21 protein-coding genes and 1 tRNA gene are annotated in these 17,876 nt (G+C 65.7%); 7 read left to right on the forward strand and 15 right to left on the reverse strand.

What is annotated here, in order from left to right; genetic code table 11:
* Nucleotides 1-21 precede the first annotated feature (21 nt).
* Nucleotides 22-951 (reverse strand): SDR family NAD(P)-dependent oxidoreductase, encoded by a 930-nt coding sequence (locus C6Y53_RS18560; RefSeq protein ID WP_106473779.1) that lies wholly within the window; start codon nt 949-951, stop codon nt 22-24.
* A gap of 187 nt (nt 952-1,138) precedes the next feature.
* Here C6Y53_RS18560 and C6Y53_RS18565 point away from each other — a divergent pair, with 187 nt between their 5' ends.
* The gene (locus tag C6Y53_RS18565) at nt 1,139-2,143 is read left to right on the forward strand and encodes an NADPH:quinone oxidoreductase family protein (RefSeq protein ID WP_106473780.1); all 1,005 of its coding nucleotides are present in this window, start codon (nt 1,139-1,141) and stop codon (nt 2,141-2,143) included.
* Here C6Y53_RS18565 and C6Y53_RS18570 read toward each other — a convergent pair.
* Nucleotides 2,140-2,796, reverse strand: a complete 657-nt coding sequence (locus C6Y53_RS18570; protein ID WP_106473781.1) for a histidine phosphatase family protein — start codon at nt 2,794-2,796, stop codon at nt 2,140-2,142. The two genes, C6Y53_RS18565 and C6Y53_RS18570, sit on opposite strands and share 4 nt — an antisense overlap.
* Before the next feature lie 95 nt (nt 2,797-2,891).
* On the opposite strand from C6Y53_RS18570, the gene C6Y53_RS18575 reads away from it, so the two are divergent.
* The 4 genes from C6Y53_RS18575 to C6Y53_RS18590 all read left to right on the forward strand — a co-directional run bounded on the left by C6Y53_RS18575 (nt 2,892) and on the right by C6Y53_RS18590 (nt 5,702).
* Nucleotides 2,892-3,896, forward strand: coding sequence for an NADP-dependent oxidoreductase (locus C6Y53_RS18575; protein ID WP_106473782.1), 1,005 nt, complete (start codon nt 2,892-2,894; stop codon nt 3,894-3,896).
* Between the two features lie 13 nt (nt 3,897-3,909).
* Nucleotides 3,910-4,386 carry a MaoC family dehydratase gene (locus tag C6Y53_RS18580; protein WP_106473783.1) on the forward strand — a complete coding sequence of 159 codons (477 nt, stop codon included), beginning with the start codon at nt 3,910-3,912 and terminating at the stop codon, nt 4,384-4,386.
* Between the two features lie 113 nt (nt 4,387-4,499).
* Nucleotides 4,500-4,946 carry a type II 3-dehydroquinate dehydratase gene (gene aroQ / locus C6Y53_RS18585; RefSeq protein ID WP_106473784.1) on the forward strand — a complete coding sequence of 149 codons (447 nt, stop codon included), beginning with the start codon at nt 4,500-4,502 and terminating at the stop codon, nt 4,944-4,946.
* Nucleotides 4,947-5,702 carry a LuxR family transcriptional regulator gene (locus C6Y53_RS18590; RefSeq protein ID WP_106473785.1) on the forward strand — a complete coding sequence of 252 codons (756 nt, stop codon included), beginning with the start codon at nt 4,947-4,949 and terminating at the stop codon, nt 5,700-5,702. It abuts the gene before it with no gap.
* Between the two features lie 361 nt (nt 5,703-6,063).
* Here C6Y53_RS18590 and tsf read toward each other — a convergent pair whose 3' ends face one another.
* From tsf to C6Y53_RS18615, 5 genes are all read right to left on the reverse strand, one after another.
* Nucleotides 6,064-6,939: a translation elongation factor Ts gene (tsf, locus tag C6Y53_RS18595; protein ID WP_106473786.1), complete on the reverse strand. Its 876-nt coding sequence runs from the start codon at nt 6,937-6,939 to the stop codon at nt 6,064-6,066.
* Nucleotides 6,940-7,014: 75 nt separating this feature from the next.
* On the reverse strand, nt 7,015-7,836 hold the full coding sequence (gene rpsB, locus C6Y53_RS18600) for a 30S ribosomal protein S2 (protein ID WP_106473787.1): 822 nt from the start codon (nt 7,834-7,836) through the stop codon (nt 7,015-7,017).
* 180 nt (nt 7,837-8,016) lie between these two features.
* On the reverse strand, nt 8,017-8,871 hold the full coding sequence (gene olsA, locus C6Y53_RS18605) for a lyso-ornithine lipid O-acyltransferase (RefSeq protein ID WP_106473788.1): 855 nt from the start codon (nt 8,869-8,871) through the stop codon (nt 8,017-8,019).
* Nucleotides 8,868-9,656: an L-ornithine N(alpha)-acyltransferase gene (olsB, locus tag C6Y53_RS18610; protein ID WP_244614891.1), complete on the reverse strand. Its 789-nt coding sequence runs from the start codon at nt 9,654-9,656 to the stop codon at nt 8,868-8,870. Before olsB ends, olsA begins: the two co-directional genes overlap by 4 nt.
* A 69-nt stretch (nt 9,657-9,725) precedes the next feature.
* Complete coding sequence (locus tag C6Y53_RS18615) at nt 9,726-9,908, reverse strand: DUF3553 domain-containing protein (RefSeq protein ID WP_106473790.1); 183 nt, start codon at nt 9,906-9,908, stop codon at nt 9,726-9,728.
* 27 nt (nt 9,909-9,935) lie between these two features.
* On the opposite strand from C6Y53_RS18615, the gene C6Y53_RS18620 reads away from it, so the two are divergent.
* Nucleotides 9,936-10,535: a histidine phosphotransferase family protein gene (locus C6Y53_RS18620; RefSeq protein WP_106473791.1), complete on the forward strand. Its 600-nt coding sequence runs from the start codon at nt 9,936-9,938 to the stop codon at nt 10,533-10,535.
* Between the two features lie 6 nt (nt 10,536-10,541).
* Here C6Y53_RS18620 and C6Y53_RS18625 read toward each other — a convergent pair whose 3' ends face one another.
* The 7 genes from C6Y53_RS18625 to C6Y53_RS18655 all read right to left on the reverse strand — a co-directional run bounded on the left by C6Y53_RS18625 (nt 10,542) and on the right by C6Y53_RS18655 (nt 16,746).
* A complete protein-coding gene (locus tag C6Y53_RS18625; RefSeq protein ID WP_106473792.1) occupies nt 10,542-11,807 on the reverse strand; it encodes a glutamate-5-semialdehyde dehydrogenase in 1,266 nt (421 codons plus the stop codon).
* A 64-nt stretch (nt 11,808-11,871) separates the two neighbouring features.
* Nucleotides 11,872-12,978, reverse strand: coding sequence for a glutamate 5-kinase (gene proB / locus C6Y53_RS18630; RefSeq protein ID WP_106473793.1), 1,107 nt, complete (start codon nt 12,976-12,978; stop codon nt 11,872-11,874).
* Complete coding sequence (gene obgE / locus C6Y53_RS18635; RefSeq protein ID WP_106473794.1) at nt 12,966-14,000, reverse strand: GTPase ObgE; 1,035 nt, start codon at nt 13,998-14,000, stop codon at nt 12,966-12,968. The genes proB and obgE overlap by 13 nt, the downstream gene beginning before the upstream one ends.
* A gap of 78 nt (nt 14,001-14,078) precedes the next feature.
* Nucleotides 14,079-14,615: a GNAT family N-acetyltransferase gene (locus tag C6Y53_RS18640; RefSeq protein ID WP_106473795.1), complete on the reverse strand. Its 537-nt coding sequence runs from the start codon at nt 14,613-14,615 to the stop codon at nt 14,079-14,081.
* 171 nt (nt 14,616-14,786) lie between these two features.
* Nucleotides 14,787-15,056, reverse strand: coding sequence for a 50S ribosomal protein L27 (rpmA, locus tag C6Y53_RS18645; RefSeq protein WP_106473796.1), 270 nt, complete (start codon nt 15,054-15,056; stop codon nt 14,787-14,789).
* 11 nt (nt 15,057-15,067) lie between these two features.
* Nucleotides 15,068-15,664, reverse strand: a complete 597-nt coding sequence (locus tag C6Y53_RS18650) for a 50S ribosomal protein L21 (protein ID WP_106474201.1) — start codon at nt 15,662-15,664, stop codon at nt 15,068-15,070.
* 230 nt (nt 15,665-15,894) lie between these two features.
* A complete protein-coding gene (locus C6Y53_RS18655; protein WP_244614892.1) occupies nt 15,895-16,746 on the reverse strand; it encodes a DUF2059 domain-containing protein in 852 nt (283 codons plus the stop codon).
* A 117-nt stretch (nt 16,747-16,863) separates the two neighbouring features.
* Here C6Y53_RS18655 and C6Y53_RS18660 point away from each other — a divergent pair.
* Nucleotides 16,864-16,953 (forward strand) — tRNA-Ser (locus tag C6Y53_RS18660).
* Between the two features lie 366 nt (nt 16,954-17,319).
* Here C6Y53_RS18660 and mscL read toward each other — a convergent pair.
* Complete coding sequence (gene mscL / locus C6Y53_RS18665) at nt 17,320-17,763, reverse strand: large conductance mechanosensitive channel protein MscL (protein WP_106473798.1); 444 nt, start codon at nt 17,761-17,763, stop codon at nt 17,320-17,322.
* Nucleotides 17,764-17,876 lie beyond the last annotated feature (113 nt).

The following is a 17,876-nucleotide window of genomic DNA, read 5'->3' on the forward strand; positions in this document are numbered from 1 at the left end:
GTTTCTCCTCGTTCGGAACTGTCAGTTGCCCCAGTCCAGCGAAAGCCCGCGGGCTCGTGCTGCATTGGCGACGTATTTGCGGGTTTGCGAAAAGGCATCGACCAGCGCCTCCTGCCCTTCGGTGTCGGACATGGCGTCAAAGGCGGCGGCCACGGCTTCGGGCGACAGGTCGTCGTCGGTCAGCGTGATGCCGGGGGTCTCGAAGATCCGGGCCCGGGCGAAACACCCGGCGCCCGCGCCCATGATGAACCGCGACGGCCCGTCCTCGGACACCAGCCACAGCACGCCGGGTGTGATCTTCTCGGGCGCCATCAGGGCCAGCGCATCGGGCGGGATCAGGTCTTCGGTCATCCGGGTGGCCGCCGTGGGCGCCAGGGTGTTGACCCGGATGTTGTCGCGCGCGCCTTCCAGGTGCAGCACGTTCATCAGCCCCACCATCGCCGCCTTGGCCGCGCCATAGCCGGCCTGACCGAAATTGCCGTAGAGCCCCGAGGAGGACGCGGTCAGCACCACCCGGCCATAGCCCTGTTCGCGCATGATCGGCCAGCAGGCATGGGTGCAGGTGGTGGACCCCATCAGGTGCACTTCGATCACCTTGCGGAAATCGTCCAGCGCCATCTTGGCGAATGTCTTGTCGCGCAGGATCCCGGCATTGTTGATCAGGATGTCGATGCGCCCCCAGGCGTCCATCGTGCGGGCGACCATGTCGGCCACCTGCTCCTCGCTGGCCACGTCGGCGCCATGCGCCATCGCCTCGCCGCCGGCGGCGCGGATTTCCTCGACCACGGCCTGTGCCGCGTCCGAGGAACGACCGGTTCCATCGGTTGCCGCGCCCAGATCGTTGACGACGACCCGCGCACCGCGTTCCGCCAGCCCCAGCGCATGGCTGCGGCCCAGCCCGGCCCCTGCCCCCGTCACGATGGCCACGCGCCCGTCGAACCTGATGCTCATCTGCTCTCCTCCCCCCGTCGTTGCCGCGATAATCGCCGCCGCGCCGCCATGGGCAAGGAAAAATTCCGCCATCGCGCCCTGACGCCACGTCGCGGGCCGTGCGGACCACCCGCGATTGACAAGCCGACCGGCGGCTGGATCACTTGTGCCAAAGGCGCGTGCCGCGCGTCGAACGGGAGGATGAAACATGAAGGCCCTGCTGTCCACCGCCCCCGGCGGCCCGGAAACCCTGGAACTCACAGAACTGCCGATGCCCGAGCCGAAAAAGGGCGAATTGCTGCTGCGGGTTCATGCCGCCGGGGTGAACTATCCCGATACGCTGATGATCCGCGATCTCTACCAGATCAAACCGCCCCGGCCGTTCGCGCCGGGCGGCGAGGTCGCCGGCGAGGTGGTCGGGCTGGGCGACGGCGTGACCGGCTTTGCGCCCGGTGACCGGGTCCTGGCGCTGACCGGGCATGGCGGGTTTGCGACCCACATGATGCTGGATGCCAGCCGCGCGGTCAGGATCCCCGACGCGATGCCCTATGAAGATGCGGCCTGTTTCATCTTTACCTACGGCACCTCGCATCACGCGCTGAAGGACCGCGCGCATCTCGGCGAAGGTGAAACGCTGCTGGTCCTCGGCGCGGCGGGTGGTGTCGGCGCGGCGGCGATCGAACTGGGCAAGGCCGCCGGTGCGCGGGTGATCGCGGCGGTCTCCTCGCCCGACAAGGCAATGTTCTGCCGTGATCTCGGCGCCGATGAAACGCTGATCTACCCCCGCGATATGGACCGCGATGCGCAAAAGGCGCTGTCGGGCGAGATCAAGAAACTGGCCGGCGGCGATGGTGTCGACGTGGTCTATGACGCGGTTGGCGGCGACTATGCCGAACCCGCGATCCGCGCGATGGCGTGGCAGGGCCGGTTCCTCGTCGTCGGGTTTCCCGCCGGCATACCGAACATCCCGCTGAACCTGCCGCTGCTCAAGGGCTGCGAGATCGTCGGCGTCTTCTGGGGGGCATCGGTGTTCCGCGATCCGGCGGGCCATGCCGAGAACATGGCCGACCTGTTCGGGATGTATGCCGAGGGCCGGATCAGGCCGCGCATCTCCGCCACCTACCCGCTCGCGCGGGCCGCTGAGGCGCTGGTTGCGATGCAGGACCGGAAGGTGATGGGCAAGGTCGTGGTCACGATGGGCGACGACGACTAGGGCAGATGCGCGCAGTCGTTGTAGCCCCGCACATCCCAGTCGCCGCCGCGGATCACGATGCGGCTGATCGACCCGTTGGCCGCGCCGTTGAAGGCAAATGGCCGGGCGCCGCTGCCGATGCTCATCGCGGCGCCGACCACGCCGCCATGCACGAACACGGCCACCCTCTGGTCGGCATGGGCAGCGGCGATGCGCTCGAGCCCCAAGCGCACGCGGCCATGCAGGGCGGCGGTGGTTTCCGCGCCGGGGATTTCGCCCCATTCATGGCCCGCCTTCGCGCGCGCAAAGGCCGGGTCGCCATTGGCCGCGCGAATGCGGTATTCACCGCCATCCCAGTCGCCCAGGAACACCTCGCGCAGGTCCGGTTCGACGACCGGCGTCAACCCCAGATGCGCGGCCAGCGGCGCGGCGGTCTGATGGGTCCGGCGCAGCGTGGTGACATAGATCGCCGCCAGCGTCTCGCCCTTCAGCCGCTCGCCCACGGCGCGCGCCTGTGCCTCGCCATCGGGATGCAGCGCCGGGTCGCCATGCCCGCCGGTCATTGGAAAGCTCTCGCCCGGCACGGCCGGCTGGCTTTCGCCGTGGCGGATCAGCAGCATGTCGCAGGCCCCAGGCGGCGGTGCATAGACATGCTGGCGATATTCACGGGTCATGGTCACGCCCCTTCGTTTTCCAGTTTCGCGCAGAATGCGCGTCTTTGACGCCGAGATGCAATGCCACACAGACCGAGAGTGAAAGGACTGCACCAATGACCGGGAATCGCCAGATCACCGTCGCCGACCTGCCCGACGGCGCGCTCGAGCCGCGCCACTTTGCGCTGGCCGAGGCGCCGATGCCCGAGCCCGCAGAGGGCGAGGTCCTGCTGCGCACGATCCTGATGTCCATCGACGCCGCCAACCGGTCGTGGATGCAGGGCGCCACCTATCGCGACGCGGTGCGCGCCGGGGACGCCATGCCCACCTATGCGCTGTGCGAGGTGATCGAGAGCCGCAGCGACCGGCTGGCGCCCGGCGATATCGTCGCAACCGAATCGGTCTGGGCCGATTACGTCACCCGCCCTGCCCGGCTGGTGCTGAAACAGCCCGAGATTCGCCCGCTGTCCCACCTGATGAGCGTCTATGGCATCGCCGGCAAGACCGCGTTTCACGGGTTGGTCAATGTCGGGCGGCCCATCGCCGGGGAAACCATCCTCGTCTCCGCCGCCGCCGGATCGGTGGGCGGCTATGTCGGCCAGATCGGCAAGGCGCTGGGCTGCCGCGTGGTGGGCATCGCCGGCGGCGCCGAAAAATGCGCCTGGGTGGTCGATCACCTGGGGTTCGACGCCTGTGTCGATTACCGCGCGCCGGGCCTCTACAAGGCGCTGCGCGCCGCCTGCCCGAACGGGGTCGATGTCTATTTCGACAATGTCGGCGGCGAAACGCTGGAAACCGCGCTGGCGGTGATGAACGAGCGCGGCCGCGTGGTCTGCTGCGGCGCGATCAGCCAGTATGACACCGCGACGCCCACCGGCCCGCGCAACCTGCCGGGGCTGGTCGTGGTGAAACGGCTGCGGATGGAGGGGTTCATCGTGATGGATTTCGCCGATCGGGACGCCACCGCGCTGCGGGCATTGCAGACCTGGGTGGCCGAGGGCCGGATCCGGGTGTCCGAGGATATCGTCGAGGGGCTCGAAAACGCGCCGGGCGCGTTGATCGGGTTGCTGGCGGGTGACAACCGGGGCAAGCGCATGGTGCGCGTCGGCCCGGATCCATGAAGGGGAGAAGGACATGAGTGCAACCGACGACGCGCTGGCACGGGCCGAGGCGCGGCTGGGACGGGAAATCGGCGTCTCGGACTGGATCACCGTCGATCAGCCGATGATCGACAGCTTTGCCACCAACACCCATGACGAACAATGGATCCATGTGGATCCCGACCGCGCCGCGCGCGACACGCCCTTCGGCGGCGCCATCGCGCACGGGTTCCTGACGCTGTCATTGGCCAGCCGCTTTGCCTATGACGCGCTGCCGCATCATCCGGGTGCCGTCATGGGCATCAATTACGGGTTCAACAAGCTGCGGTTCCTGAAGCCGGTTCCAGCGGGCTCGCGGCTGAGGGGCCGGTTCGTCCTGAAATCGGCCACAAAACGGTCCGGCACCGAACTGCTGCAGGAACACATATTGACGATCGAGATCGAGGGCAGCGACGTGCCGGCGGTGGTGGCCGACTGGCTCGGGCTGACGGTGTTTGCCCCCGGCAACTGATGGCCGGCATCCGGCGATGTCGGGCGGCGATACCCGGCCGTCCATTCCTGTTCGCTGGACATCCGGCGTCAGGACAGGCTAGCGTTTACTGCACTGACAGGAAATAACCGCCCATGCCGAGCCTTCTCGTTCTCAACGGACCGAACCTGAACCTGCTGGGCACCCGCCAGCCGGAGATCTACGGCGCCTCGACGCTGCCCGAGATCGAAGCGATGTGCCGGGACCGCGCCGCGGAACGCGGGTATGAGACCGAGTGCCGGCAATCGAACCACGAGGGCACGCTGGTCGATGCGATCCATGATGCGCGCACGCGCCATGCCGGTATCGTGCTCAATGCCGGGGCCTATACCCATAGCTCGATCGCGCTGCGCGACGCGATCAGTTCGGTCGGGCTGCCGGTGATCGAGCTTCACCTGTCCAACATCCATGCCCGGGAAGAATTCCGCCATCGGTCCCTGATCGCCCCGGTGGCCCTCGGGCAGATATGCGGTTTCGGCCCGCAGGGATACCTGCTGGCGATCGATGCGCTGGCCGCGCATCTGAGCGCAGAGGAAAGTTGAATGAAGATCAGCAACTATCTGAATTATCTGCTGAATGCACAAACGCTCGAAGAACTGTGGGCCGCCCACACCGCCGAGATGGCGGATTACGGGTTTGATCGCCTGGTCTATGGCAGCACCTATTACTGGACGGATACGTCGCTGGGCGACCCCGAGGATTTCGTGATCCTGACCAACCAGCCGGAAAAATATGTCGAGGGGTTCGTACATACCGGGCTGTATTTCCATTCGCCGATGTTGAAATGGGCCCTGCAGAACGAAGGCTATTGCTGCTGGAGCCAGATCCCCGAACTGCTCCCGGACGGCAAGATGACGCCCGAGGAACGCAAGGTGCACGAGTTCAACAAGCGGATGGGCGTTACCGCCGGGTGCACGGTCAGTTTCCGGTCGGTGTCGCCGCGATCCAAGGGCGTCATGTCGCTATGCGCCAACAAGGATCTGACCCAGGATGACGTGGATGAGATCTGGGAACGCCAGGGCCAGGACCTGCTGCTGATGAACAACGCGGCCCATCTCAAGATCCTGGCGCTGCCCTATCGCCCGCCCAATCGCGGCCTGACCAAACGCCAGCGCGAGGCGCTGCACTGGGTCGGTGACGGCAAGACGACGCAGGACATCGCGCTGCTCATGGGGCTGACCCCGGCGACGGTCGAAAAACACCTGCGGCTGGCACGGGAAACGCTGTCCGTCGAGACCACGGCACAGGCGGTGCTGAAGGCATCGTTGCACAACCAGATGTTCGTGCTGGAAGCGTAACCCCCGGGGCGACCGGGGCAACCGGTCAACGCACACATGACCCAAGGTAAGGAAAACACTACTTTTGCGGGAGCCGGTTTTGTAGCAAACTGATCATGTTCCGTGAGTGGTGGCTTTGGCCTGGGAACATCGGGAAATGATCCTTGCAATTACAAGGCTCTCTGACCTGTCCGGTCCGGAGGTTTCTTTTCGGATCTTCGGGCCGGAATCTAGTTCTAGTATCAAGTGCTTCGACGCCAGACCTGTGCCGTTCCGGCTGCGAAGAATGTTCACAATCCCCCCCAAATGGGACGGGGCTGCGCCTGGCGCAGCCCCGTTCTTGTTTGTAGATTGTCGGTGCACGAACGAATCGACCGCGCGGTCAGCCCTGCGCGACCTTGGCAACCTCGGCGGCAAAATCTTCCTGCTCGACCTCGATGCCCTCGCCGACCTCGAGACGGACAAACCCGGTGATCTCGGCACCGGCTTCCTTGGCCGCCGCGCCAACGGTCAGGTCCGGGTTCACGACGAAGGACTGATTCAGCAGGGTCACCTCGGCCATGAATTTCTTCATCCGGCCGACGATCATCTTTTCGATCACCTGCTCGGGCTTGCCGGATTCGCGGGCGATGTCCATCTGCACCTGCTTTTCCTTTTCGACCACGGCCGGGTCCAGGTCGGCGTCGCTCAGCGCGGCGGGGTTCACGGCCGCGACATGCATCGCCACCTGTTTGCCGAACGCCTCGTCACCGCCTGTCATGGCAACCAGGACACCGATCTTGCCCATGCCCGGCGCCGCCGCGTTGTGGACATAGGACACGACGGTGCCGCCTTCGATCGACGCCATGCGGCGCAGGTTCATATTCTCGCCGATGGTGGCGATTTTGTCGGTCAGCACGTCGGCGACGGTCTTGCCGCCCAGATCGGCAGCCTTCAGCGCCTCGACATCATCAACGCTCAGCGCCGTCTTGGCGAAATCGGCGACCATGTCCTGGAACTCGGCATTCTTGCCGACGAAATCGGTTTCCGAGTTCACCTCGACCGCAACACCCTTGTTGCCATCGACGACCACGGCCACGAGACCCTCGGCCGCGGTGCGACCCGATTTCTTGGCGGCCTTTGCCAGGCCCTTGGTGCGCAGCCAGTCGACCGCGGCGTCCATGTCGCCATCGGTTTCGGTCAGCGCCTTCTTGGCGTCCATCATGCCGGCGCCGGTCGCGTCGCGCAGTTGTTTCACCAGTGCTGCTGTGATTGCCATCTCTTGGCTCTCCTCATTTCAACGGGTCTGGGGCAGGTCATAGCCTGCCCCGCATGTCGTAACGGTGACGAATGCTCAGCCTTCGGCCGGTGCCTCGGCCTGTGTTTCGGCCTGTGCTTCAGCCGGTGCTTCCGCGGCGGCGTCTTCGGCCACGGCCTCTTCGGCGGGCGCTTCTTCCATCGCCCCCAGGTCGACACCGGCGGCGCCGAGCTGCGCGCTCATGCCGTCGAGCGCCGCACGCGCGGCCAGATCGCAGTAGAGCCCGATCGCCCGTGCTGCGTCGTCATTGCCGGGGATGATGTAGTCGATGCCGTCGGGCGAACAGTTGGTGTCGACCACAGCCACGACCGGGATGCCCAGCTTGTTGGCCTCGGCCACGGCCAGGGCTTCCTTTTTCACGTCGATGACGAACAGCAGGTCCGGCGTGCCGCCCATTTCACGGATACCGCCCAGCGAAGCCTGCAGCTTTCCCTGGTCGCGTTCCATGCCCAGGCGTTCCTTCTTGGTCAGGCCTTCGGCGCCGGTTTCCATCGCCTCGTCGATCTCCTTGAGACGGTTGATCGACTGGCTGACGGTTTTCCAGTTGGTCAGGGTGCCGCCGAGCCAGCGGTGGTTCATGTAGTACTGCGCCGATTTCTCGGCCGCTTCGGCGATCGGCGCGCTGGCCTGGCGCTTGGTGCCGACGAACAGCACGCGGCCGCCCTTGGCCACGGTGTCGCGGATCACCTGCAGGGCCTGGTCCAGCATCGGCACGGTCTGGGTCAGGTCCAGGATGTGGATGCCGTTGCGCGCACCATAGATGTATTCGCCCATGCGCGGGTTCCAGCGCTGGGTCTGGTGGCCAAAGTGAACGCCGGCTTCAAGCAGCTGACGCATGGTGAACTCGGGAAGAGCCATGCTCGTTTTCCTTTCCGGTTTTAGCCTCGGCGGGGGTTCAGGGCATGTGCCCCAACCGGTGGTCTTCCGGGGATGTCTCCCCCGGACAGGCCCAAACCCCGCCTGCGGGTTTGAATGGCGCGCATATATGGGGTTTCGCTATCCCCTGCAAGGGGCAAGTTGCAGTGCCGCAACCCGGCGTCACGGTCGCGCCGGGTGATCGTCTCGTGCGCTCAATGCCACATCGAGCCCGGACCGGACCGCGGCCTCGCAATGCCGGGCCAGCGCCTTGCGGTCGGCAAACTCGGCGACCCGCACCGGCGCATGATAGATCACCTCGACCGACCCCTGCCGCCGCGCCGCCAGCGTGGCCAGCAGGTGCGGGCCGAACGCCATCTCGCCCCACCAGCCGTAATACCGTTCGGGCTGCCCGTCAGGCGCGGTATAGACCAGCGTCACCGGCTGAACCTGCATCCGGTCCCTCAGCGCATCCGTAAAGAACGCCGCGAAAAGGGTTGTCTTGAAGGGAAGAACGCGCAGGCCGTCCGTGGACGTGCCTTCGGGAAAGAACAGCAGCTTGTGCCCCGCGCGCAGCCTTGCCTCGAACAGTTCGGTCTGTTCGCGCGCGCGTTTGCGGTCGCGTTCGATGAAAACGGTGCCGGTGGCGCGGGCCAGCCAGCCGATACCCGGCCAACCCGCCACCTCGGCCTTCGAGACGAAATAGATCCGCTTGCGCGCATTGAGCGCGAAGATGTCCAGCCACGACGCATGGTTGGAGACAACCGCCCCCATGCCGGTCATCAGGTCTCCGGTGCTGCGAAACCTCATGCCCAGGACGCGAAACGCATTGCGGCAGACGAATTGCGTGATGTAGGGCGTCACCGGGCGCCGCAGGCCGCATAGCGGCCGTTCCACCAGCCGCACCACCAGCAAAAGCGCCAGGCATCCGAATACCAGCCCGCCCAGCACCAGCCCGCGCACCAGCGCGCGCAGCCATCCTGTGGCCGTGATTTCCACCGGATCGGGCGGGATCTCGCTATCCCAGAGCGGCGTCATGCATCCCGGCTGCGGGTGTAAAGCCGCTTCTGCCGCTCGTTCATGCGGCGCGTATCCATCACCAGGCAGACATCGACGGTGTTGAACGCGTGGTCGATGAACGCGCCCTCGCCCACCGCGCCGCCCAGTTTGAGATAGCCCTTGATCAGTGACGGGATCTGCAGCATCGCGCGGCGCCGGTCGAGCGCCTCGGGCGGCAACAGGTCCATCCGCTGGAATTGCGCGGGTTGCGCGCGCACCCGCAAGTCTGGCGGGGCGAGATGGTTGTGATGCAGCATCGACAGCGGCTGCGCCAACGCCTCGGTATCAGTGCCGTGAAAGCTGGCGACGCCGAACAGGATTTCGATCCCGTGTTCGGCCACATAATCCGCCAGCGCCGACCACAGGTGGACCATCACCGTGCCGCCGCGATAATCGGGGTGCAGGCAGGACCGGCCCAGTTCCAGCAGCCGCCGGCCTGATGCCCTGAGAACCGACAGGTCGTATTCGTCTTCGGAATAGAACTGACCCGCGCGCGCCGCCTGATCCTCGCGCAGCAGGCGATAGGCCCCGACGACCTGCCCGGTGCTGTCGTCGCGCGCGATCAGGTGGTCAAAGAACGGATCGAACCGGTCCCGCTCCAGCCCCGCCGCATGATCGACCATGTCCCCGCCCCCGCCCAGTTCGCGGACGAAGACGTCGTAACGCAGCGCCTGCGCGGCGCGCAGATCGTCTTCGGAACGGGCAAGCCTGACGGAAAAATCGGTGCTCTGGGTCAGCATGTCGTGAACTGGATGGCGCGGCATTGCCGCCCGGTCTTAGCCAAAGCACCGGTATGGCGCAACCGCAGCACGTTTACCTTTCGTCAACCAGTTTCACGGATCAAAGACGGGGATCAGTTCGACACGGGACCCATCGATGACCACCTTGCCCGCTTCGGGAAAGTTCACCGTGATCCGGCCGCCGATGCTGGATTGCACCTGGCCGGTTCCCCATTGGGGTTTTCCCGGATGGCGCACCAGCATGCCGGGTGCAAGTATGGCATTGAGATCGGACATTTTTCCGGTCCTTCGGGGGGTAATTTCATGAGCGATACTAATGTCAATCTGGCGGCTTTGATAGGGTCGCGGATCTGCCACGACCTGATCAGCCCGATCGGGGCGATCACCAACGGCCTGGAACTGCTCGACCTGACCGGCGCCACGCAGGGCCCCGAGATGGAACTGATCGCCGACAGTGTCGGCAATGCGGGCGCGCGGATCCGGTTCTTTCGCATCGCCTATGGCCGGGCCGACGACCAGATGATCAGCCGGGCCGAGATCGTTTCGGTTCTCGACGACATGGGCCGCGGCGGGCGGTTGCGGGTGGACTGGTCCCCCGCCGATCCGCTGCCGCGCAGCGAGGTCAGGCTGGCCTTTCTCGCGCTGCAGTGTTTTGAAACCGCGATGCCCTATGGCGGCACCGTCTGCGTGGACAGCCGCGCCGGCCGGTGGCGCATGGTCGGCGAGGCCGGAAAAATGACGATGGATGCCGCGCTCTGGGCGATATTCGACGGCGCGCCGCCACCCGACCCGGTGACCCCGGCGCAAGTGCAGTTCGCGCTGATCCCCCAGGTCGCCCGCGATCTCGGACGCCGCATGTCCTACAGCCGCGACAGCGATCACCGGCTGGTGCTCGAATTCTGAGCCGCCTCAGTGGCGCACGGTTCCGTCCCCGGTCACCAGGTATTTGAAGCTGGTCAGCTGCGCCGCGCCCACCGGCCCGCGGGCGTGCATCTTGCCGGTGGCGATGCCGATTTCGGCGCCCATGCCGAACTCGCCCCCGTCGGCGAACTGGGTCGAGGCATTGCGCATCAGGATCGCGCTGTCGAGCCGTTCGAAGAACCGCGCCGCGGCATGGTCATCCGCGGTCATGATGCAATCGGTATGGTTCGACCCGTGGCGGCGGATATGCGTAATCGCCGCATCGATGTCGGGCACGACCCGGGCGGCAATGATCGCATCGAGATATTCGCGCCCCCAGTCACCGCTGTCGGCCGCGACGGTGCCGTCGATACCGGCCAGTGCCGCATCGGCGCGCACCTCGACACCGCTGGCCAGCAATGCCCCGATCACCTCGCGCCCCAGCGTTTCGGCCACGTCCTGGTGGATCAGCAGGCATTCGGCGGCGCCGCAGATGCCGGTCCGGCGGGTCTTGGCGTTCAGCACCACGTCGAGCGTCTTCTGCCGGTCCGCGGCCTTGTCGATATAGATATGCACGATGCCTTCGAGATGGGCGAAAACCGGCACGCGCGCCTCGCGCTGCACCAGCCCGACCAGCCCCTTGCCGCCGCGCGGGACGATCACGTCCACATGTTCGGTCATCGTCAGCAACTCGGACACCGCCGCCCGGTCACGGGTCGGCACCAGCTGGATCGCGTCTTCGGGCAGGCCCGCCGCCCTGACCCCGTCGACGAGGCAGGCATGGATCGCCGCCGAGGAATGAAAGCTCTCGGACCCGCCACGCAGGATCACCGCGTTGCCCGATTTCAGGCACAGCGCCCCGGCATCGGCGGTCACGTTGGGCCGGCTTTCATAGATCACGCCGATCACCCCCAGAGGCGTGCGCACGCGCCGGATGTTCAGCCCGCTGGGCATGTCCCACTCGGCCAGAACCTCGCCCACCGGGTCGGGTTGACCGGCAACGGCGCGCAGCCCGTCCACGATCCCCTGAATGCGACTTTCATCCAGCATCAGCCGGTCCATCATCGCCGGTGACAGCCCCTTGTCCCGGCCATAGTCGAGGTCGCGCGCATTGGCGTCGATGATGGCGCCGCGGCTGGCCCAGACCGCATCGGCCGCCGCGATCAGGGCCGTGCGCTTGGCTTCGGCGCTGGCAAAGCCCAGTTCGGCCGCCGCGGCACGGGCGCGTTTGCCGATACCGGCCATCAACTCGGGGATATTGTCTAGGTCTTTCATGAAATAGCGCGCCTTTGTAGAGGTCTCGGGTTGCGCCCCCTAGGCCGGGGGCTGCGATCGGGTCTCAGATTGCCATATCGTCGCGATGGATCAAAGCGGCCCGCCCCGGATAGCCTAGGGTCGGTTCGATCTCGGCGGATTTCCGGCCCCGGATCGCATGGGCCTCGGCGGCGGTGTAACGGGTCAGGCCCTGCCCCAGCCGCGCACCGTCAGGGCCGACGATCACCACCGGGTCGCCGCGCCCGAAACTGCCGCTGACCCCGGTCACACCGGCGGGCAGCAGGCTGTTGCCGCGAAACAGGGCCTGGGTGGCGCCCGCATCCACCGCGATCTCGCCCCGCGGTTTCATTGCCGCGATCCACCTCTTGCGGGCCGCCTGCGGGTCGAGCTGCGCGGTGAACCATGTAGCCGGCGCGCCGTTTTCCAGTGTCGTCAAAGGGTTGTCGCGCGATCCTTCGGTGATCGCCATGGCGCAACCGGCGCCGGTCGCCAGCCGCGCGGCCATCAGCTTGGTCTTCATGCCGCCCTTGGACAGGCCCGACCCGGCATCCCCCGCCATCGCCTCGATTTCGGGCGTGATCGCGTCGATCCTGTCGAACCGGCGCGCGTTGGGATCGGTATTGGGATTGCCCGAATAGAACCCGTCCACATCCGACAGCAGCACCAGCCTGTCGGCGCCCACCGTCACCGCCACCTGGGCCGCCAGCCGGTCATTGTCGCCATAGCGGATCTCGTCGGTGGCGACGGTGTCGTTTTCATTCACGATCGGCACCACGCCAAGGCTCAGCAATGTTTCCAGCGTGGCGCGGGAATTGAGATAGCGGCGGCGGTCGGCGCTGTCCTCCAGCGTCACCAGAACCTGCGCCGTGGTGATACCATGCGGCGCCAAAACCTGTTCATAGGCCCGCGCCAGCCGGATCTGTCCGACAGCGGCGGCGGCCTGCGACTGTTCGAGCTTGAGGTCGGCCAGCCCCAGCCCCAGCACGCCCCGCCCCAGCGCGATCGAACCGGACGAGACCAGGATCACATCGCAGCCGCGCCGCTTGAGCCGCGCCACGTCCCCGGCCAGCGTGTCCAGCCAGTCGGCCCGCAACGCCCCGCTGTCGCGATCCACCAGCAGCGCCGAGCCGATCTTGACCACCAGCCGGCGGGCGCCGGTCAGGGCCGCCACGGTTGGGCCTCGCTCGTGTCGGCATGGCGCAGGCGATCCTCGCGAATCCCGGCCCGCAGCGCCCGCAGCACCTCGGTCAGCCCCTCGCCGCTGACGCCGGACATCGCCAGAACGTTGGCGCCGCTAGCCTCTTCCAGCGCGGCCTTGGCCGCCGCGCGTTCCTCGTCATCCAGCGCATCGACCTTGTTGAGCGCGGTCACACGCGGCTTGTCGGCCAGGTGGCCGCCATAGGCTTCCAGCTCGTCGATGATGGTCCGGTAGTCACCGGCGATATCCGCCGATGTGGCATCCACCAGGTGCAGCAGGACCGAACACCGTTCGACATGGCCGAGGAACCGGTCCCCGATCCCCCTGCCCTCATGGGCGCCCGCGATCAGGCCGGGAATGTCCGCGATCACGAATTCGGCACCATCGACGCCGACCACGCCGAGATTGGGATGCAGCGTGGTAAACGGATAATCCGCGATCTTGGGCCGGGCATTCGAGGTGGCGGCCAGGAAGGTGGATTTGCCCGCGTTGGGCAAGCCCAGCAGCCCGGCATCGGCGATCAGCTTGAGCCGCAGCCACAGCGTGCGTTCGACCCCCTCCTGCCCCGGATTGGCGCGGCGCGGGGCCTGGTTGGTCGCGGATTTGAAATGCAGGTTGCCGAAACCGCCATTGCCGCCACGCGCCAGTTCGACACTCTGGCCCAGCTCGGTCATGTCGGCGATCACGGTTTCCTGGTCCTCGTCCAGGATCTCGGTCCCGACCGGCACGCGCAGCACGATATCGTCGCCATCCTTGCCGGTGCGCTGCCGGCCCATGCCCGGCTGGCCGCTCTTGGCAAAGAAATGCTGCTGATAGCGGAAATCGATCAGGGTGTTCAGCCCGTCGACCGCCTCGGCCCGGACCGACCCGCCCCGGCCGCCATCCCCGCCATCCGGGCCGCCATATTCGATGAACTTTTCGCGGCGGAAGCTGACACAGCCCCCGCCACCCGCACCCGAACGGATGTGAACCTTTGCAAGATCCAGGAATTTCATGCCGGTCCCCCGAGCGTTCCGCCGCTTCGATCAAGTTGAATCCGGAAACGCTCTAGCGCAAAGGCCCGGCGGGGCCAATCACAGTTTCCGGCTGTAGGTCCAGGTCGGAACGGTTGCGTCACGCGCCACCGAATAGCTCTCGGCATCGCCGAGATATTCGAAACCGCAGCGGATCAGCACCCGGGCCGAGGCCGGGTTGTCCTGAAAAACGGACCCGAACATGGTGTCGTTCTTCAACGGGTTGGCATCGACCAGCGCCCGCACCGCGCGCGTGGCCAGCCCGGTGTTCCAATAGACCGGGGCAACCCAATAGCTGATTTCCGACTGGTTGCGGTCGAGTTTCTGGAGCGAGATCAGCCCCATCACCTCGGCGCCGCCGGTCTTGGTGCCATCCATCGCCCAGACATCTTCGTCGCGGTCGTCGGTCATGGCACGGGCGACGAAAGCTTCGGTCGCGCCCGGTGGCAACGGATGCGCGATCGAGGTGGTCATGCGAGCCACCCGTTCGTCGCTGCCATAATGTTCGATCAGACCCTCATCGGATTTGCGCAACGGGCGCAGATCGAAAAGTTCGGTTTCCACCACCGGCTGGTTGATGATGAGATCCAGCTTCATGTTCCGCCCTCCTCGGTAACACAACATACAAGCGGGGGTTTTGTTGGATGTTCTCCCCACCCGCTCAATATGTTTTCTCGTCGTCCCTGCCGCAAGGTCAGCGGCAAAAGAAAAGGGACCGGCCTTTCAGCCGGTCCCCGATGATTTTCCGTAAATCGTTCAGGTTCGGCCCTATTCGGCAGCCTCCGCCACCGGCATCACGGATACGAAGGTTCGGCCCTTGAGACCCTTATGAAAGGTCACGGCGCCATCGGTAGTCGCAAAGATGGTGTGATCCTTGCCGATACCGACGCCTTCGCCCGGCCAGAACTTGGTGCCGCGCTGACGCACGATGATGTTGCCCGCGATCGCGGCCTGACCACCGAAAAGTTTGACGCCAAGGCGACGGCCCGCAGAGTCGCGACCGTTGCGGGAGGAACCGCCAGCTTTCTTATGTGCCATTCTCTCTCTCCTTAGCCTTTGGCCAGTTCTTTGGCCTGTTCGATCCAGCCTTCACGCTCGATCCGGCCCTTGAACGACAGTTTCTCGTCCATATCAGCAACATCGGCATCCGTCCATGCCGCGATCTGGGCAAAGCTGGTGACACCGGCGGCGTGCAGCTTTTTCTCGAGCGCGGGACCCACACCCGACAGCTTCTTGAGATCGTCGGCGCCCGCGGGCGCCTCAGCCTTGGCGGCGGGCGTGGCAACGGCTGAACCGGCACCGGCTGCGGCCTTCACACCGGTCTTGTCGGCGCCGGATGCGAGGATCTCGGTGATCCGCACCAGGGTCAGCTTCTGGCGGTGGCCCTTGGTCCGCTTGCTGGAATGCTTGCGGCGGCGGCGCACGAAATGGATGAGCTTCTCGCCCTTGATCTGGTCGATGACCTCGGCCTGCACGCCCGCGCCTTCGATCAGCGGCGTGCCGACGACGGTTTCGTCGCCGCCCAGCATCAGGACATCGTTGAACTGGATTTTCTCGCCGGCGGCAGCCGCCAGCTTCTCGACGCGCAGCACGTCACCGGATTCGACCCGGTACTGCTTGCCGCCGGTCTTGAGGACCGCAAACATCGCATTTTCCTTCTTCACCGCGTCCTGGGGCCCCCTTTCGGGCGTTTCGGCCTGAACACATGGCTCGGCCACCGCGGACAGCGCGCCCCGTCGGGCGTGATTGACTGCAAAACCCGGCGCGGGGCATCCGGCCGGGATGCGCGCTTATGGCCATGCAGGTCCGGACTGTCAAGCGGTTTCAGGCCCCGGCGGGCCGGATCGGACAGGCCGGTGTCAGATATCAGGCCGGGTCAGATATCCTGTCCGCGGCGCCAGCCGGCCATCTGCGCGGCCAGCGCCTCGAACCGGTTGGCCATGATCTCGTATTGCACCGCGTTGAGCAAGGCATAGACCGCCTGCATCTGCGGTTCCTCCAGCGCATGCAGGTAGGTTTCGATCTCGGCATCGGTGAAATCGCGGTAGGTCCAGGCCGCACCCAGGAGCGCGCTGCGCTCCATCTCGCGACGGGTTTCCGCCTCCTGTTCACGCATGAAGGCCCGCATTTCATCGGGGTCCATGCGCAGTTCGACGATGCCGGCCATATGTGCCGCCACGAGGAATCGCACCTGCACCTCCTGGATGGCTCTCAGGCTGTTGCCCGAGGCATCGATCGCCCGGTTCATCCGTTCCAGCAATTCGAGCCGGGCCGGTTCGGTGTCGGCGAGCCGCGCGACAAGCTGTTCCGCCCGCGCCAGCCGCGCATCGCCGTCGGGATCGGAATGGGCCTCGTTTTCGACCTCGACCAGCCGTTGCCCGAGATCGGTCGCGTAGAAGCCGACCGCGTGATCGAGCAGCGCGTCGTCCAGCCCGGCCTCGAGCAGGTCGTCGGCCAGCCCGCGCATGACCCCGGCGTCGAAGACCAGCCTTGCCAGCCGCGCCCATTCATCGCCGAACGCGTCATCTTCGAATCCCAGCATCGCCGGTGCCGATTCCGCCGATAGCGCGATACTGTCCAGCGCCACGTCGAACCCGGTGACCCGCAGGAATTCCGCGATCCGGGCCGAATCCGCCGCGCGCGCGGCTATGCCCGTCAGCAGGATCAGCATCAGGCCGGCGGTCAGACAGGCGATCCGCCGCATAGACGTGGTGGCAATTGCATACATATGTGAAACCTATCCCAAATCGCGACCGGAACAACCGGTTTCAAACCTGCGCAGGCGTGAAAATCGGCCCTTGCCAGCCGCGAAGAAGGCAGCTAAACGCAGCCCCCAGACCCCCGCGGAGAGGTGCCGGAGTGGTCGAACGGGGCGGTCTCGAAAACCGTTGTGGGTGCAAGCCCACCCAGGGTTCGAATCCCTGTCTCTCCGCCACTATCCCCCGCCAAGGCGGTCTCTCGATTTGGCTGCGATCGGAGCATCTCGCTGCTCCTGACGTTTGTGCGGGTGGGACTGAACACCGGGACCTGCGGTTGGGCCTGATTACTGTGTTTCCATCAGGGAACCGGAAACCGGACGGACCGATCTCATGCCCGCAAGCGTCAGACTGACAAAATGTCCCGCGCGGTTTTGAACCGACCGGGACGACGCCACCTGTTCTGCGATAGCGAGCAATACGGTCTGCCTCTGGCCGCAGGCCGCCGTCACGCACGGGAAAGAACCCGCCCGTTCAGAAACTAAACCGGGTCGGCCCGACAGCAGCGGCTTGGATGCCGTCCCTCGCCATCGGGCCGGAGATCATCAGGCGGCCGGGCCGCGATTGGTCAGTGCGTCGCGGATTTCCATCAGCAGGTCCTTTTCGGTCGGTCCTGCCGGCGCTTCGGGCGCGGCCTCTTCTTTCTTGGCGGCGGCTTCCTTGACCCGGTTCACCATCTTGACCAGCATGAACACGACCCAGGCGATGATCAGGAAGTTGATGACCGCCATCAGGAAGGCGCCGTAGGCAAAGACCGAAGCGCCGGTTTCGCGCGCCGCCTCGAGGCTGGCACCCGCCGGGACCTCGCCTGACAGAACGGCGTAATTGTTGGTGAAATCGACGCCCCCGGTGAACAGGCCGATGATCGGGTTGATCAGATCGCCCACCAGCGACGTGACGATCGCGGTAAAGGCGGCACCGATGATGATGCCCACGGCCATGTCCATGACATTGCCCTTGGCGATGAAATCCTTGAACTCGTTAATCATGTTGTCTCCTCGCATAGATATGACATCCGACGCGACCAATGGCCTGCGCCATGGTAGCGTTAACTCCATATCATCGGCATCTCCACCGCCAAATGCAACGATGTCTGGCCAGA

Origin of the sequence: Pukyongiella litopenaei, assembly GCF_003008555.2 — a bacterium.
Lineage (GTDB): Bacteria > Pseudomonadota > Alphaproteobacteria > Rhodobacterales > Rhodobacteraceae > Pukyongiella > Pukyongiella litopenaei.

Excerpts from the sequence above, each read along its gene's own strand:
- olsA (WP_106473788.1), bottom strand. The coding sequence starts at position 8,871 with ATGACGCCGCTCTGGGATAGCGAGATCCCGCCCGATCCGGTGGAAATC.
- aroQ (WP_106473784.1), top strand. The coding sequence starts at position 4,500 with ATGCCGAGCCTTCTCGTTCTCAACGGACCGAACCTGAACCTGCTGGGC.
- C6Y53_RS18575 (WP_106473782.1), top strand. The coding sequence starts at position 2,892 with ATGACCGGGAATCGCCAGATCACCGTCGCCGACCTGCCCGACGGCGCG.
- olsB (WP_244614891.1), bottom strand. The coding sequence starts at position 9,656 with ATGCCGCGCCATCCAGTTCACGACATGCTGACCCAGAGCACCGATTTT.
- C6Y53_RS18650 (WP_106474201.1), bottom strand. The coding sequence starts at position 15,664 with ATGTTTGCGGTCCTCAAGACCGGCGGCAAGCAGTACCGGGTCGAATCC.
- C6Y53_RS18615 (WP_106473790.1), bottom strand. The coding sequence starts at position 9,908 with ATGTCCGATCTCAATGCCATACTTGCACCCGGCATGCTGGTGCGCCAT.
- C6Y53_RS18565 (WP_106473780.1), top strand. The coding sequence starts at position 1,139 with ATGAAGGCCCTGCTGTCCACCGCCCCCGGCGGCCCGGAAACCCTGGAA.
- C6Y53_RS18590 (WP_106473785.1), top strand. The coding sequence starts at position 4,947 with ATGAAGATCAGCAACTATCTGAATTATCTGCTGAATGCACAAACGCTC.
- C6Y53_RS18620 (WP_106473791.1), top strand. The coding sequence starts at position 9,936 with ATGAGCGATACTAATGTCAATCTGGCGGCTTTGATAGGGTCGCGGATC.
- C6Y53_RS18570 (WP_106473781.1), bottom strand. The coding sequence starts at position 2,796 with ATGACCCGTGAATATCGCCAGCATGTCTATGCACCGCCGCCTGGGGCC.
- C6Y53_RS18640 (WP_106473795.1), bottom strand. The coding sequence starts at position 14,615 with ATGAAGCTGGATCTCATCATCAACCAGCCGGTGGTGGAAACCGAACTT.
- rpmA (WP_106473796.1), bottom strand. The coding sequence starts at position 15,056 with ATGGCACATAAGAAAGCTGGCGGTTCCTCCCGCAACGGTCGCGACTCT.
- C6Y53_RS18625 (WP_106473792.1), bottom strand. The coding sequence starts at position 11,807 with ATGAAAGACCTAGACAATATCCCCGAGTTGATGGCCGGTATCGGCAAA.
- C6Y53_RS18580 (WP_106473783.1), top strand. The coding sequence starts at position 3,910 with ATGAGTGCAACCGACGACGCGCTGGCACGGGCCGAGGCGCGGCTGGGA.
- mscL (WP_106473798.1), bottom strand. The coding sequence starts at position 17,763 with ATGATTAACGAGTTCAAGGATTTCATCGCCAAGGGCAATGTCATGGAC.
- C6Y53_RS18560 (WP_106473779.1), bottom strand. The coding sequence starts at position 951 with ATGAGCATCAGGTTCGACGGGCGCGTGGCCATCGTGACGGGGGCAGGG.
- C6Y53_RS18655 (WP_244614892.1), bottom strand. The coding sequence starts at position 16,746 with ATGTATGCAATTGCCACCACGTCTATGCGGCGGATCGCCTGTCTGACC.
- obgE (WP_106473794.1), bottom strand. The coding sequence starts at position 14,000 with ATGAAATTCCTGGATCTTGCAAAGGTTCACATCCGTTCGGGTGCGGGT.
- tsf (WP_106473786.1), bottom strand. The coding sequence starts at position 6,939 with ATGGCAATCACAGCAGCACTGGTGAAACAACTGCGCGACGCGACCGGC.
- rpsB (WP_106473787.1), bottom strand. The coding sequence starts at position 7,836 with ATGGCTCTTCCCGAGTTCACCATGCGTCAGCTGCTTGAAGCCGGCGTT.